The 14846-nt window shown below is 47.6% G+C and carries 13 protein-coding genes and 1 riboswitch; of the genes, 8 read left to right on the plus strand and 5 right to left on the minus strand.

Going from position 1 to position 14846, the window contains the following annotated elements; all coding sequences use genetic code 11:
* The first annotated feature begins 60 nt into the window (after positions 1-60).
* Complete coding sequence (locus tag DWV53_RS11775) at positions 61-381, plus strand: outer membrane beta-barrel protein (RefSeq protein ID WP_118154102.1); 321 nt, start codon at positions 61-63, stop codon at positions 379-381.
* An 11-nt stretch (positions 382-392) separates the two neighbouring features.
* On the opposite strand, the gene pepI is transcribed toward DWV53_RS11775, so the two are convergent.
* Positions 393-1274, minus strand: a complete 882-nt coding sequence (gene pepI / locus DWV53_RS11780) for a proline iminopeptidase (protein ID WP_118154104.1) — start codon at positions 1272-1274, stop codon at positions 393-395.
* Positions 1275-1444: 170 nt separating this feature from the next.
* On the opposite strand from pepI, the gene DWV53_RS11785 reads away from it, so the two are divergent.
* The 4 genes from DWV53_RS11785 (at position 1445) to DWV53_RS11800 (ending at position 5963) form a co-directional block, all read left to right on the plus strand.
* A complete protein-coding gene (locus tag DWV53_RS11785; protein WP_022120073.1) occupies positions 1445-2047 on the plus strand; it encodes a riboflavin synthase in 603 nt (200 codons plus the stop codon).
* 271 nt (positions 2048-2318) lie between these two features.
* Positions 2319-3188: an electron transfer flavoprotein subunit beta/FixA family protein gene (locus DWV53_RS11790; RefSeq protein WP_006847063.1), complete on the plus strand. Its 870-nt coding sequence runs from the start codon at positions 2319-2321 to the stop codon at positions 3186-3188.
* Between the two features lie 13 nt (positions 3189-3201).
* Positions 3202-4224: an electron transfer flavoprotein subunit alpha/FixB family protein gene (locus tag DWV53_RS11795; RefSeq protein ID WP_006847062.1), complete on the plus strand. Its 1023-nt coding sequence runs from the start codon at positions 3202-3204 to the stop codon at positions 4222-4224.
* Positions 4225-4259: 35 nt separating this feature from the next.
* Positions 4260-5963 (plus strand): acyl-CoA dehydrogenase family protein, encoded by a 1704-nt coding sequence (locus DWV53_RS11800; protein WP_118154107.1) that lies wholly within the window; start codon positions 4260-4262, stop codon positions 5961-5963.
* Positions 5964-6426: 463 nt separating this feature from the next.
* Here DWV53_RS11800 and DWV53_RS15800 read toward each other — a convergent pair whose 3' ends face one another.
* A complete protein-coding gene (locus tag DWV53_RS15800) occupies positions 6427-6594 on the minus strand; it encodes a hypothetical protein (protein WP_181992482.1) in 168 nt (55 codons plus the stop codon).
* 36 nt (positions 6595-6630) lie between these two features.
* Between DWV53_RS15800 and DWV53_RS11805 the strand changes: the two genes are divergently transcribed.
* Both DWV53_RS11805 and DWV53_RS11810 read left to right on the plus strand, forming a co-directional pair.
* Positions 6631-7323 (plus strand): DUF4476 domain-containing protein, encoded by a 693-nt coding sequence (locus tag DWV53_RS11805; protein WP_118154110.1) that lies wholly within the window; start codon positions 6631-6633, stop codon positions 7321-7323.
* A gap of 37 nt (positions 7324-7360) precedes the next feature.
* Positions 7361-8086: a class I SAM-dependent methyltransferase gene (locus DWV53_RS11810; RefSeq protein ID WP_118154112.1), complete on the plus strand. Its 726-nt coding sequence runs from the start codon at positions 7361-7363 to the stop codon at positions 8084-8086.
* Positions 8087-8159: 73 nt separating this feature from the next.
* On the opposite strand, the gene DWV53_RS11815 is transcribed toward DWV53_RS11810, so the two are convergent.
* Complete coding sequence (locus DWV53_RS11815; RefSeq protein WP_118154115.1) at positions 8160-8813, minus strand: MgtC/SapB family protein; 654 nt, start codon at positions 8811-8813, stop codon at positions 8160-8162.
* A gap of 162 nt (positions 8814-8975) precedes the next feature.
* On the opposite strand from DWV53_RS11815, the gene ettA reads away from it, so the two are divergent.
* Positions 8976-10673, plus strand: coding sequence for an energy-dependent translational throttle protein EttA (gene ettA / locus DWV53_RS11820; RefSeq protein ID WP_118154118.1), 1698 nt, complete (start codon positions 8976-8978; stop codon positions 10671-10673).
* 503 nt (positions 10674-11176) lie between these two features.
* Here the strand turns inward: ettA and DWV53_RS11825 are convergent.
* Positions 11177-12337 carry a YncE family protein gene (locus DWV53_RS11825; RefSeq protein WP_147468788.1) on the minus strand — a complete coding sequence of 387 codons (1161 nt, stop codon included), beginning with the start codon at positions 12335-12337 and terminating at the stop codon, positions 11177-11179.
* A 40-nt stretch (positions 12338-12377) separates the two neighbouring features.
* Positions 12378-14483, minus strand: coding sequence for a TonB-dependent receptor plug domain-containing protein (locus DWV53_RS11830; RefSeq protein WP_118154124.1), 2106 nt, complete (start codon positions 14481-14483; stop codon positions 12378-12380).
* Between the two features lie 106 nt (positions 14484-14589).
* A riboswitch (cobalamin riboswitch) is annotated at positions 14590-14845 on the minus strand.
* Position 14846 lies beyond the last annotated feature (1 nt).

Here is a 14846-nt window from a genome sequence, read left to right on the forward strand (position 1 = left end):
AAAAGAGGGTGCGCCATAGACTTATGACACACCCTCTTTTTAATTATGGACAACTTATAAATCGTTTACTTTAATAAAGAGTTTAAATGGAACAGCCGTGGAAACAAGGAGAACATGCAGCTCAGTTCTTCCTCTAGCCTCAATGCCAAGCTTTACAAGGCTTTCTGCAAGAATCGTTTCTCGGTTACGCTTGAAGCTAACGACATCTTCAACAAAAGCAATCGTGACATACGATTCTACAATAAGGATGTTACGTTTTGGCAAAGCAGCACTAGCGATATCCGTTCCTTGCTCTTGACATTCCAGTATAACTTCAATACGTCAAGAAGTCGATACAAGGGTCAAGGTGCTGGTAATGAGGAATTGAATCGCTTCAAATAATTCTAAAGAGCCTAATCTTTCTCCTCCAACCATTCTTCCAGCACCTGGCAATACTCATCGTTTTGCTCGGCGAAAGGCATATGTCTTGCCCCTACGAAGAGATGCCACTTGGAATCTTGGATACCATCATAGAGGGTCTTTGCCACCAATGGAGTACAGAGGTCATTGGTGCCACTCATCACCAAGCAAGGCACTTGAATCTCGCCAAGGCGGTCGGTGTAATCATAATCACGGAGCGTACCTGTAGGAGTGTATTCGTTTGGTCCCCAACCATGGAGATAAGCCTCAGCACCAGCACGCTTCTTCCGGCGAAGACACTCTGGACTATCCTCCGTCACCTCACTGGCACAATGCAAGAGCATGAAGTGCTCATTCGCCTTGGCATACGCCTCGCTCGAAAAGTCATCCTTCGCCTCAGCCTCGGCAATGGCACGCTGGTCTTCCTCCGACATAAACTTAATCATACGATGTTGCTCACTTGCCCACAGTTTGCTGCTCGAAAGGGTGCTGCTGAGTATGGCTGACTTCACGCCCTTTGCTTGCTTCTCTATCAGATAGATGATGGCGAGCATGCCACCCCACGACTGTCCTAAGAGATGAAAATGGTCGATGTGGAGATAGTCGATGAGTGAACAAAGTTCGTTGAGCCATGTCTCAGGAGTCCAGAGTTCGGGATGTCCCTCTACAAAAGAATTGCCACAACCCAACTGGTCGTACATGATGACGGCACGCCCTGTCTCCGCTACTCTATCCAAGAGCTCAAAATAGTTGTGGGTACTGCCTGGTCCACCATGCAAGAGGATGATAGGGCTCTTGCCCTCCTCTGTTTTACCTACGATACGATAATATGTTTGATAGCCCATGAAGGGCATATATCCTTCCTTGATTTTCATTGTCTTCAAATGTTTATATATTATAATGTGCAAAAATATAAAAAATATGGCAATTAAACAAATATATCTTGCTTATTTTATCAAAAGAACTTAAATAATTTGGCTGTTTTTAGCTAATGCAATATCTTTGCAAACTGAAATAATCATGAAACCAAATAAAAATAGAATATATGTTTAGTGGAATCGTAGAAGAAATGGCTACCGTCGTAGCTATCAGACATGATAAGGAGAACATCGACTTTACGTTGAAGTGCTCTTTCGTTGATGAACTCGGCATCGACCAGAGCGTGGCTCATAATGGTGTGTGCCTCACCGTGGTGGAAATCAAGGACGGTACCTATACTGTTACCGCCATGAAGGAAACCCTGGACCGCAGTAATCTGGGACTGCTCAAGGTAGGCGACAAGGTAAACGTGGAACGTTCGATGGTGATGAACGGCCGTCTGGATGGTCATATCGTACAGGGACACGTGGACGAGACTGCCAAATGTATCGCAATGAAAGACGCTGATGGCTCTACTTATTTTACTTTCGAATATGAGCTCAATAAGGAAATGGCAAGAAAAGGATATTTCACGGTCGACAAGGGCAGCGTTACCGTTAACGGCGTTTCGCTCACCGTCTGTGATCCTACAGACAACACATTTACCGTTGCCATCATTCCTTATACCAGAGAGAATACCAACTTCTGCGACATCGAAGTGGGAACGGTAGTGAATATCGAATTCGACATTCTGGGCAAATATATCGCTCGACTCAAGAGCTTTGAATAAGCCAGCAAAGTTAAGTACGGACGTTCTAAAAAACTTGCACATTTCTTGCGTTTTGCGCACAAAGCAAGACTAAATGGGCATTTTTTTTATAAAATATTTGCGTAAGCCATAAAAAAGTGTTACTTTTGCCCCCGTGTTTTGTCCCAAATTGAACATTGGACAGTAACTTATTAGACGATAGCAAGTCTGACAATCGCACTAGACGACGTACAACTTGAGTACTGAGCACTAACAAACTTAGGAAATTATAACAATAACCATTTTTAAAAATATGAGTTTAAAAATCGTAGTACTTGCCAAGCAAGTACCTGACACAAGAAATGTGGGTAAGGATGCGATGACCGCCGAAGGCACAGTAAATCGCGCTGCCCTTCCTGCAATCTTCAATCCTGAAGATTTGAACGCATTGGAGCAGGCTCTCCGATTGAAAGAGCAGAATCCAGGTTCTACAGTTGGTATTTTGACCATGGGTCCTCCACGTGCTGGAGAAATCATCCGCCAGGGGCTTTATCGTGGTGCTGATACGGGTTGGTTGCTTACCGACCGTCTCTTTGCCGGTGCTGATACATTGGCTACTTCCTATGCCCTTGCTACTGGTATCCAGAAGATTGGTGACGTTGACATCGTGATCGGTGGTCGCCAGGCTATCGATGGTGATACAGCCCAGGTAGGTCCGCAGGTGGCTCAGAAGTTGGGATTGAACCAGGTAACCTACGCAGAGGAAATCCTCAAGGTAGAGGATGGCAAGGCTACTATACGCCGCCTCATTGATGGTGGTGTGGAGACTGTTGAGGCTCCATTGCCATTGGTTATCACCGTAAACGGAAGTGCTGCTCCATGTCGCCCATGCAACGTGAAGCTCGTAATGAAATATAAATACGCTACCTGCCCTATGGAGCGCAAGGGTGATGAGCCTTGGGCCAACCTCTATGAAGAGCGCCCTTACCTCACTCTGAACCAGTGGAGCGTTGCCGATGTAGATGGCGACCCTGCACAGTGCGGTCTGAGCGGTTCACCTACCAAGGTGAAGGCCGTGAAGAACATCGTGTTCCAGGCTAAGGAAAGCAAGACCTTGACCAGCAGCGATGAAGACATCGACGGACTGATGAAGGAATTGTTGAACGAAAGTATTATCGGATAATTTTGAAAAGACAATGAACAACGTATTTGTATATTGCGAGGTAGAAGGCACAACCGTTGCCGAAGTATCTCAGGAATTGCTCACCAAGGGTCGTAAGCTCGCTAACCAGCAGGGCGTGGAGCTCCATGCCATCGTAGCAGGTACCGGCATCAAGGGTCAGGTAGAGGATCAGATTCTCCCTTATGGTGTAGATAAATTATTTGTTTTCGATGCTGAGGGATTGTTCCCATATACTTCAGCTCCTCATACAGACATTCTCGTCAACCTCTTCAAGGAGGAGAAGCCTCAGATTGCACTGATGGGTGCTACCGTTATCGGTCGCGACCTCGGTCCTCGTGTTTCTTCTTCATTGACCAGCGGTCTGACTGCCGACTGTACAGAGCTTGAGATTGGTGATTACGACGATAAGAAGAGCGGCAAGCACTACGAGGGTCTGCTCTATCAGATTCGTCCTGCCTTCGGTGGTAACATCGTGGCTACCATCGTAAACCCAGACCACCGTCCACAGATGGCTACAGTCCGCTCTGGCGTGATGCAGAAGAGCATCTACGAGGGTGAGTGCAAGAAGGAAGTAGTTTACCCTGAGGTAAGCAAGTATGTTCCTGCTGAGGACTTCGTAGTAAAGGTACTCGACCACCACGTAGAGGCTGCCAAGCACAACCTGAAGGGTTCTGCCATCGTCGTAGCCGGCGGTTATGGCGTAGGAAGCAAGGAAGGTTTCGACCAGCTCTTCGAATTGGCTCATCTCCTCCATGGTGAGGTAGGTGCTTCTCGTGCTGCAGTAGATGCAGGCTGGGTAGATCACGACCGTCAGATTGGTCAGACTGGTGTTACCGTTCATCCTAAGGTATATATCGCTTGCGGAATCTCTGGTCAGATTCAGCACATCGCCGGTATGCAGGATTCAGGCATCATCATCTCTGTAAACAACGATCCTGATGCTCCAATCAACAAGATTGCCGACTACGTTATCAACGGCAATGTTGAGGATGTGGTTCCTAAGCTCATCAAGTACTACAAGCAGAATTCCAAGTAATCTGCATTACACATTATTTAAATAAGAAAAGCAAAATGGCTAATTACTATAGTGATCACCCTGAGATTGAATTTCATCTCAATCACCCATTGATGAAGCGTGTTGTTGACTTGAAGGAGCGCAACTACGCAGAAAAAGACCAGTTTGAAGATGCTCCAGTAAACTACGAGGATGCCATCGAGAACTACAAGCGATTGCTGGATATTACCGGCGATGTAGCTGCTAACATCATCGAACCAAACTCTGAGGATGTTGACCTCGAAGGTCCACACTTGGAAAACGGTCGCATGATCTATGCCAGCAAGACATTCGAGAACCTCGATGCTACCCGCAAGGCTGGCCTCTGGGGCTTGTCAATGCCTCGTCGTTACGGCGGTTTGAACCTGCCTAACGCCATCTTCTCTATGGCTTCAGAGATTATCGCTGCTGCCGATGCCGGCTTCCAGAACATCTGGTCTCTCCAGAGCTGTATCGATACACTCTATGAGTTCGGTTCTGAGGAGCAGCGCCAGAAGTACATCCCTCGCATCTGCGCAGGCGAGACCATGAGTATGGACTTGACTGAGCCTGATGCAGGTTCTGACTTGCAGCGCGTAATGCTGAAGGCTACACAGGATGAGGACGGCACATGGCGTCTGAACGGTGTGAAGCGTTTCATCACCAATGGTGACTCAGACATCCACCTGGTTCTGGCTCGTTCAGAGGAAGGCACCAAGGACGGTCGTGGTCTTTCTATGTTCATCTACGACAAGCGTGATGGCGGCGTAACCGTTCGTCACATCGAGCACAAGTTGGGTATTCACGGTTCTCCTACCTGCGAGTTGGTTTACAAGAATGCCAAGGCTGAGCTTTGCGGTAACACCCGTCTCGGTTTGATTAAGTACGTGATGGCTCTGATGAATGGTGCCCGTCTGGGTATTGCAGCTCAGAGTGTAGGTGTTGAGCAGGAGGCTTACAACGAGGGCCTGGCTTATGCCAAGGAGCGTGCTCAGTTTGGTGAGAAGATCATCAACTTCCCAGCTGTATACGACATGCTTTCAAGAATGAAGGCTAAGTTGGATGCAGGCCGTTCACTCCTCTACTGCTGTGCTCGCTACGTAGATATCTACAAGGCGTTGGAAGACATCGCCCGCGACACTAAGCTCACTCCAGAGGAGCGTCAGGAGATGAAGAAATACACCCGCTTGGCTGATGCGTTCACTCCATTGGCAAAGGGTATGAACTCTGAGTATGCCAACCAGAATGCATACGATGCCATCAGCATTCACGGTGGTTCCGGTTTCATCATGGAGTACAAGTGCCAGCGTTTGTTCCGTGATGCCCGCATCTTCTCTATCTATGAGGGAACTACCCAGCTTCAGGTTGTTGCAGCCATCCGCTACATCACCAACGGTACTTATCTCAGCATCATCAAGGAGATGTTGGAGAATGAGGTATCAGATGACTTGAAGCCATTGAAGGAGCGTGTAGCTAAGCTCGTAGATCTTTACGAGGCAGCCATCAACAAGGTGAAGGAGGCAAACGATCAGGCAGTTCACGACTTCCTGGCTCGCCGTCTCTACAACATGACTGGCGACATCGTAATGTCTCTCCTCATCCTCGACGATGCAACCAAGGCTCCAGAGATGTTTGCCAAGAGTGCCAACGTATATGTTCGCATGGCAGAGGAGGAAGTTCTCGGTCATTCAGCATACATCCAGAACTTCAAGGCAGAAGACTTGGAGAGCTTCAAGGCATAAGACATTTATAAGAATCAGATATTTTAAAAAGTCCGTGGGCAATGAATGCTCACGGACTTTTTTATTACAAACTTTCTTCTTTACTTACCTGATATACTCCCAAAAATTTTGGGGGAATCGGATATTATTAGGGTAAGAATTTCGGGGGAATCGGATACTACATATCTATCTTTCTCATTTTCATTGAATTAGCAAAAATATCAAGTTATGTACAGCAAAGCACAAGATTAAAAGGAACTTTCTGCAAAAAAATGCAACAAGCATCTACCTCAATCGGAGCAAAAGAAGTATACACCTCATAAATATACTTTATAAGCAGATTTCTTCGTAATTACTCAGTCCCCATTGAAGCCCCCTATGGACATGAGTAGTTACCTATAATCTTATTGACGTATACTTAATATATTAGTTCATTGAATCTGATTAAACGCCTTTCGTTACTTACCCAGTCGTCTCGGTGCGTTTATTCAGTCATATTAGGCTTTAGCAGCAAATAATAATCTCTTTTTATAATCACAGCCATTCCCGAAAAGTGAACCAAATAACAAAAATCAGAAATAGGGATTTTCCCTACTACTTTAGGGAATCCTTCTCTTTTTATTTCAAAAGAAAGCTGTACTTTTGCAACCATAAAACAATATAATAACTTTCAAAAACAGTTTAGCTTATGAAAAGGAATGATTGGATGGCGCTCATCGCCACAACCATATTGATGTTTGCCGTATGCCTCTCGGCTTCGGCTAAAGGAAAAAGAAACGTGGAGCGGGGAATGACCAAGCAGGAAGTAATAGCCATTCTTGGAGAACCTAAGCTCACCAGTTTCGACATGTATGGGGACAAATGGGAATATGCCAAATATAATAATCTGTTTGGAGATTCCAAGTACATCACGGTCTTCTTCGACAGAAACGGAAAGGTGGTGCAGTACGATACAAGAATCATAGAACCCAACAGCCAGATGTCGAATGTACAGCAGCCACAACACCCTACCCCACCCATCTACGATGGAAGATGTGATCCAGATGGCAGAATGGATTACGGCTATTGTCTCGATGATGCTTCCTTCACAAAACTATATAATAAGGTGAAGAAGGCAAGCTTTGATGACAACAAGTTCGATCTGATAGAAGTGGCCAGCCTCGGCTGTTACTATTCTTGTGCCCAAGCCGTCAGCATGATGAATATATTCACTTTTGGTGACAGCAAGATGAAAGCCCTCAGACTGATGGCTCCTCATATCATAGATTTGCAGAATGCTAATATCATCTATCAGCAATTCAGTTTTGAAAGCGAAAAGCAAAAGGTAGGAGAAATATTAAGAAGCAGCAGAATATCTCCTCAAAACTTGCATATTCAATGAAAAAGCATTAATTTTGCACTCAAAAATTGCAAAATAAATGAATACAAAGATATTATCAAAAGACAAAGACCCGATGGGCGCCGCTATCCTTGATTATCAGAAATCGGGAAGAGCAGGAAGATTACGTGTGCTCTCTTCTATGTTCGAAGAGGACGAAATGCCGGTGAAACATCTCTTCAGAAAAGTTGAAGAGATGCCGATGCTGGAGCAGAAGGCCTTGCAACTCACAAAAGGGCGTGTACTGGATATCGGAGCCGGCAGCGGCTGCCATACGCTCGCCTTGCAGGAGAAGGGCTTGGAGGTAAAAGCCATTGATATTTCTCCTCTGAGCTGCGAAGCGATGGAACTGAGAGGAGTAAAGGATGCGGAATGCATCAATCTTTTCGATGAACATTTGGAAACAGGGTTCGATACCATCCTCCTCCTGATGAACGGAACGGGTATCGCCGGAAAGATAGAACATCTCCCTACCCTCTTCAACCGTCTCAAGGCTTTGCTCAACAAGGGCGGACAGATTCTTATCGATTCCTCCGACCTCAAATATATCTACGAGAATGAAGACGGAAGTTTCGACATCAATCTGAATGGTGCCTACTATGGTGAAGTGGATTATCAGATGATTTACAAAGACATTAAGGGAGACTGTTTCGACTGGCTCTACGTAGATTTCCCATTGCTCAAATCCATCGCCGAAACCTGCGGGTTGCATGGTGAACTCGCGGCAGAAGGCGAACACTACGACTATCTGGCGAGGTTTTTCTAAAAGACATCATAAAAAAGTGAAGGAGCTAAGACAAATGTTCTTGGCTCCTTCACTTTTTTCCTCCTAACCTATTTTATCTTATCGTTGAAATCGTGACATCTGAGAACTCGTTCATGTAATCAAGAATCTCCATGGTGTGGAAATCGCGCTTCGCCTTGATTTCTATGTTCGCTTCCAGGAATTCCTCCTTCGAGTAGCGGCGCTCTTTCAACTCATAGGAATGAACTTCTAGACCTTTCTGCTTGATTTGCCTGATAAACTCCTTCACGCTTTCACGAGATGGCGCAGTGAAGGTCAAGTCGATGGTAGTTGTTCCCAACTGCGGAATCCAGTAGTTCAATACTTCCAGTCCCAGCAACACCATCGCCGTGGTAATAGCTGCAGCTACATACATTCCCGTACCGCACGCCAGACCGATGGCTGCCGTAACCCACAAGCCTGCAGCAGTAGTCAATCCTCTCACCACGTTCTTCTGGAAGATAATCGTTCCGGCGCCCAGAAATCCAATGCCCGAAACCACCTGCGCAGCCACACGGGAAGAATCCTTTAAGTCAATTCCGAATCCATACTGGGAAACGACACAGAAAAGCGCACTTCCCAATGCCACGAGAAAGTGAGTACGGAAACCAGCCTCCTTAGCACGATATTCTCGCTCAATGCCTATCGCACCTCCTAAAAGCAGGGCGAGAGAAAGGCGAATGGTCAGGTCAATATAAGTTGCATCCATATTATTGTCCTTTCTTTAATTAATCAACAAAAAAATCATTTAATTGCAAATATACAACTTTTCTTTGAAAGAAAGGCGAGAATTTCAAAAAAATAATGTATCTTTGCAACTGTTAGTGCCAATTTCGGCAATTTATTCACAAATACACATTTATTTATATACATGGCAACAGTTGACGACAAGAAGATCATCTTCTCAATGGTGGGCGTATCTAAGATTATCCCACAAAACCAGAAACAGATTCTGAAGAACATCTACCTATCGTTCTTCTACGGAGCAAAAATCGGTATCATCGGTTTGAACGGTGCCGGTAAATCTACGTTGATGAAAATCATCGCAGGACTTGAGCAACCTACCCAGGGTGAGGTGGTTTGGAGCCCAGGCTACTCTGTGGGCTACTTGCCTCAGGATCCTCCGCTCGACGAGAACAAGACCGTGAAGGAAAACGTGATGGAGGGTGTGCAGAAAATCTATGATGCGCTCGCAGAATACGAGGACATCAACAATAAGTTCGGTCTCGAAGAATATTACGGAGACCCTGATAAGATGGACAAGCTGATGCAGCGTCAGGCTGAGGTGCAGGATATCATTGATACAACCGATGCCTGGAACATCGACTCCAAGCTGGAGCGTGCGATGGCTGCCCTGCACTGTCCTCCTGGCGATTGGCCTGTTACCAATCTCTCGGGTGGTGAGCGCCGCCGTGTGGCTCTCTGCCGCCTGCTCTTGCAGAAGCCGGATGTACTCCTGCTCGATGAGCCTACCAACCACCTGGATGCTGAGAGCATCGACTGGCTGGAGCAGCACTTGCAGCAGTATGAGGGTACCGTAATCGCCGTAACCCACGACCGCTACTTCCTCGACGACGTGAGCGAGTGGATTCTGGAGTTGGACCGTGGCGAGGGTATTCCATGGAAGGGCAACTACTCTTCATGGCTCGACCAGAAGACCAAGCGAATGATTCAGGAGGAGAAGACTGCCTCTAAGCGCCGCAAGACATTGGAGCGCGAGTTGGAATGGGTTCGCATGGCGCCTAAGGCCCGTCAGGCTAAGGGTAAGGCTCGTCTGAACTCTTACGAGCAGATGCTCAACCAGGAGCAGAAGGAACGCGAAGAGAAGCTGGAAATCTTCATCCCTAACGGTCCTCGTCTGGGTAACAAGGTGATTGAGGCTCAGCATGTGAAGAAGGCGTTCGGCGAAAAGGTTCTCTTCAACGACCTCAACTTCATGCTTCCTCCTAACGGCATCGTAGGTGTGATTGGTCCTAACGGAGCCGGCAAGACTACCCTCTTCCGCCTCATCATGGGATTGGATCAGGCAGATGGCGGTACATTCGAGGTGGGTGAGACCGTGAAGCTGGCTTATGTTGACCAGCAGCACAAGGACATCGACCCACAAAAGACCGTTTACGAGGTGATTTCCCAGGGCAACGAAACCTTGCGTCTGGGTGGAAGAGATGTGAATGCGCGTGCTTACATCAGCCGCTTCAACTTCTCGGGCACCGACCAGAGCAAGCTCTGCAGCGTTCTCTCGGGTGGTGAGCGTAACCGTCTGCAGTTGGCCTTGGCATTGAAGCAGGAAGGCAACGTATTGCTTCTTGATGAGCCTACCAACGATATCGACGTGAACACGCTGCGTGCATTGGAGGAAGGTTTGGAAGCATTTGCCGGTTGTGCTGTGGTTATCAGCCACGACCGCTGGTTCCTCGACCGAATCTGTACCCACATTCTTGCCTTCGAGGGCAATGGTGAGGTCTTCTTCTTCGAGGGCAGCTATTCTGAGTATGAAATCAACAAGGCACGCCGCCTTGGAGATACAGAAATCAAGAAGGGTCGCTACCGCAAGTTGATGGAGGAATAAAGATTCGAAAAAGATAAAGAAGGACTTGGAAACGATAAGACTAATCGTTTCGGAAACAATAAAAAACAAAAGAGAGGGTGTGTCATAAGTACAAGACGCACCCTCTTTTTTGTTTCTATGCAGCCGTTTTCAAAAGCTTTACCAGATGCAATCAGGACGTTCAGGAAACTGCGTCGCGACGTATCTGGCTGTACGTCGCGACATAATGATTATTACGTCGGGACGTATCAGATGCTACGTCGGGACATAATTTCTTCTATGTCGTCAGTTAAATTGCAAAAAAACAAATGAAAAAGCCAAGCATTGAACCGAAGAACAGAGAATTGCCATACACATAACACATTCGTAATCAAAGAGATAACCTATCTATATGGCAATATGGCAATTCTTTGGCGCAAAAATATATATATAAAACAGCATGCCCGACACAAAAAAAGGGAAGCGCCGAAACGACACTTCCCCATGGATTGGATGAATCATATAATCATCTGTCTCGCGACATCTTATTCTGTGTATGCAGTCTTGTAGGCAGAGTCAAAGAACATAGCGCAAGAACCTACGCCAGTCTCATACTCATGCTGCTTCTGACCAGCTCTGTCATACTCCACTACGTAGCCATTGCCATTATAGTCGGGAGTACCTTTATCGCCCATTTTATAAGAGAGCACGAAGATATGACCGTTCAATGGGTCGGCAAAGATTCCGCATGGGCTCACAGGCATCTCAGAGAGCGTCAGCGCCTGTGGTTGTGTACTTCCTGCTGCAAGCACGCTCACGCTAGGAGTGCCGCCATAAGGTGCATTGAGCACAAAGAAATAAGAACGAACCAACTGCGGCGTACGTGTTGTAGTACCAGGGGTTACGCATACAGCATAGTTGCCATCTGCCACCTTCTGCGACTTGCCCTCGGCGAAACTCACTGCACGTAGGGCATTCTCGCCAGTGGTCGCATAGTCAGGAGCAGGTCCATATACAGGGTTGTCGAGAACATACAAAACATTAGATGCATAATAGATGCTGGTAGGATTGTTCACCCCCTCAATATTCTTTGTCTCAACTTTTTTAGAAGAAAGGTCGATGCAAGAGATGTTGCCGCCACCCTTACCATAGTTGCTGTTAGCCACATAGAGATTGCTACCACCGATGGCCAAACCCTCTGGATAATCGCCTACCTTATACTTGTCGGCGAGGGCGAAGTTTATGGTGTCAACTGCAGCCACATAGCCACCGTATGTGGTGAAATATACCTTGCCACCATCTGCGATGATATGGCGAGGCTCAACACCCTCGGCATTGCCCAGCAGGTCTGTAGTCTTGATTTGCTTGATACTCCGCTTGGTTTTCTTGTCGATTACCTCGATAGTGTTGCTCTGGTCTACGGCGAGATAAATCTTGTTGCCATATACGATGCCGTCATTGGCAGTATTACCGAGCGTACGACCGTTAGCAGTCTTGAATACGTTCTGTGTGGCTGTGCTTGAAGCATAGTCGATGGCTGTGAGAGAGCTCTCGATCTTGCTATACATGTTACCAGAATTCACAACGTAAGCGCCCGTACTATACACCTGGAGATAAGTCTCAGGATAGTCTTCGGCAGGATCGCATGATGTCATCACTGCAGTGCCCATCAAGAGCACCGCCAAACCTAATAAATACTTTTTCATTTTCTTTTTCTGTTTATATTTGAATCTAATTTGTTACTATCTAGAAGTTATACCCGATGCTTAACATCCAGCTGCGGCGAGGCATCGGATAATGCCCTACGAGTTCATACTGCTCCGACAGCAGGTTCTTCACATCCATCCTAACCTTCACACCTCTCAGGGATTTCCCCAAAAGAGTCAGTCCGTCCAGCTGACGATAGAGCGTCAACCCCATGTCCCAGTAACCACCCACTTCGGTGCCGTCATAGTGCTCATTGTTGGCCCATCGCTTGCTCATTCCTTGTCCATGGAGCGAGACATTCACCCAGGGATTCTCCCACCCCAAGGCAATACTGCCCGAGTGCAAAGGGATATAGGCTACTTGATTGCCATAATATTTGGACGAGCGGTCGGTATGATTCACCACGTGCTGGTAGCTATACGACCCTTGCAGCGAGAGTTGCTGCCCCGGAGCCATCTGCCAGGTGCCACGCAAAGAGGCATCCGCGCCAACGACATCAACCCGTGCCAAGTTCACAGTACGCCAAACGAACATATTGTAAGGAACGCCCACAATCTTGTCGGTCACCCGATTGCAGTAGCCGTCCAGCGTTGCTTGAACATTCCATCCCTTATAACGTAGGGATTCGCCGTTCCCCCCATCTCCTGAAGAAGTTTTTTTCCACGTAAGCCCGACATTCAACTGTCGGGTTTTCTCAGGCTTCAGATCAGAACTTCCATAATGGAAGAAATAATTCTCGTTGAAAGTAGGAACCCGGAAGATATCCTTGTACGAAGCCCTGAGATAAAGCTCATCGCTGGCAGTACCATTCCCCAGGAGCCGATAAGAAAGCGAAAGCGATGGCGAAAGCCGGCGTGCATCCTTGGCAGCCTGTCCTACCTTGGTAGGATTGGCGCTGCCTGGCTGAGTCTCTATCTTGCGCCCCAGGCTGTTGAGGTAAACTGAAGCCAACATTCTGGCAAGAGCCACCCATCTTCCCTTCTTATATCGGGCAGAAAGCGACTGCAGGATGCCATGCCGGTGAGGGCGCAGGTCGGTGGTGAGGGTGCTGTTGAGCGAGTTCATCATCCAGTCGGCAGAGTAATCCAGCGCCCAGCCATCATCCGGCATCCACATCAGTGCTGCCGAAGTATAATATTCCCTCTGCCAGTAGGTAGCATCATTGCGCCGATTTGCCACGAGCGTGTCCTGATAGGCAGAGCTCGCCCAGTTCATCTTGGCTTGCACCTTCAGCATCCAATGGTCATCAAGACTTCTGGCTTGCCATCTCGCCTGAGCAAAGGCGTTGCGGTCGTGCAACTGCTCGGCAGTTACATCGGTATAAAATCTCACGATGCCAGGCAACTGTCGGTCGTTGTCATAATAGTAGATCTTTGCCCACAATTGGTTCCGGCTCATGCCATCGGCTCGTCTGCCCATCATCCAATGCATATTCAGTTCGCCATGCCCCGAGTTCATACGACTGTTGGTTCTTCGCTCATGGGTAGTATATTTACCATTGTGCAAGATGAAAGGATAGTCGTTTTCGGCATAGGTGTACTCACCCATCGCCTGGAGGGTGAACCTATCTGACAACCTCTGCACATAGCGCAGATAAGGCGAGACATATCCGAAGGACCCCACCTGCAACTGAGTAGAGAGGTGAGGCTGCTTGTCGATGGGAATCTCGCTCATGGTCTCGATGGCAAGCAAAGCTGCCACCGAGGCTTGCCGGGCCGAGATGAAGATGTCGTCGTTGTCGCCAATGGTGAGTCGCAAAGTCTGCACTTGGTCGAGCGAATAACGGGACACATCAATTTCGCCGCCCTGACATTCACTGAGCAGCACACCATCGTAACTCACTCCCGTGTGTCCCGCTCCGAATCCACGCACAGCTACCGTCTTCATTCCTCCAGCTCCACCATAGTCGCGCAGATTGATGCCTGGCATTCGGTGCAAGGCGTCGGCCATATCCGTAACGCCGAGCCTTAACATATCCCCCTTGTCCAAAAGTTGGAGAGGCGATGTGCTCGTAAGTATCCGGTGCTGCCGAGCATTCACTTTTACTTCCTGCAAATGCTCGGTACGAATGGAATCTTGCCCCATACCCACTTGTGCATACAACAGTAGCAAGCCACCGAGACAAAATATCCCCAATGCCTTCATTCATTCTATTTTTTATATTATTATCTGTGTCTCCATCACGAACCCATCCCACGGGGTTGGATAGAATCATCGGAATCTCTTATCCTAAAGACACTCTTTCATCATATTGTTTCCGATGACAACGGCAGGTCTTCTGACTTGCGTCCTCCCCGCATCTCACTCTATGTAAACATAAAAAGATGCAAAACTCATGGCAAGCGGTCTTCCCGAAAAAATGTCAGTGACCATGGTGCTTGCCGCAATAAGACGCTTACAGCAGCGGGACTGTCCGGGCTTCTCACCCGATTCCCTTTTAATCACTACGCACTCATCCTGCCTGAGGCGGCAGAAGGTGGCAGCGAACCAATTGCGGGTGCAAAGGTA

The sequence above is a fragment of the Segatella copri genome, from assembly GCF_003465495.1.
Taxonomy (GTDB): domain Bacteria; phylum Bacteroidota; class Bacteroidia; order Bacteroidales; family Bacteroidaceae; genus Prevotella; species Prevotella copri_G.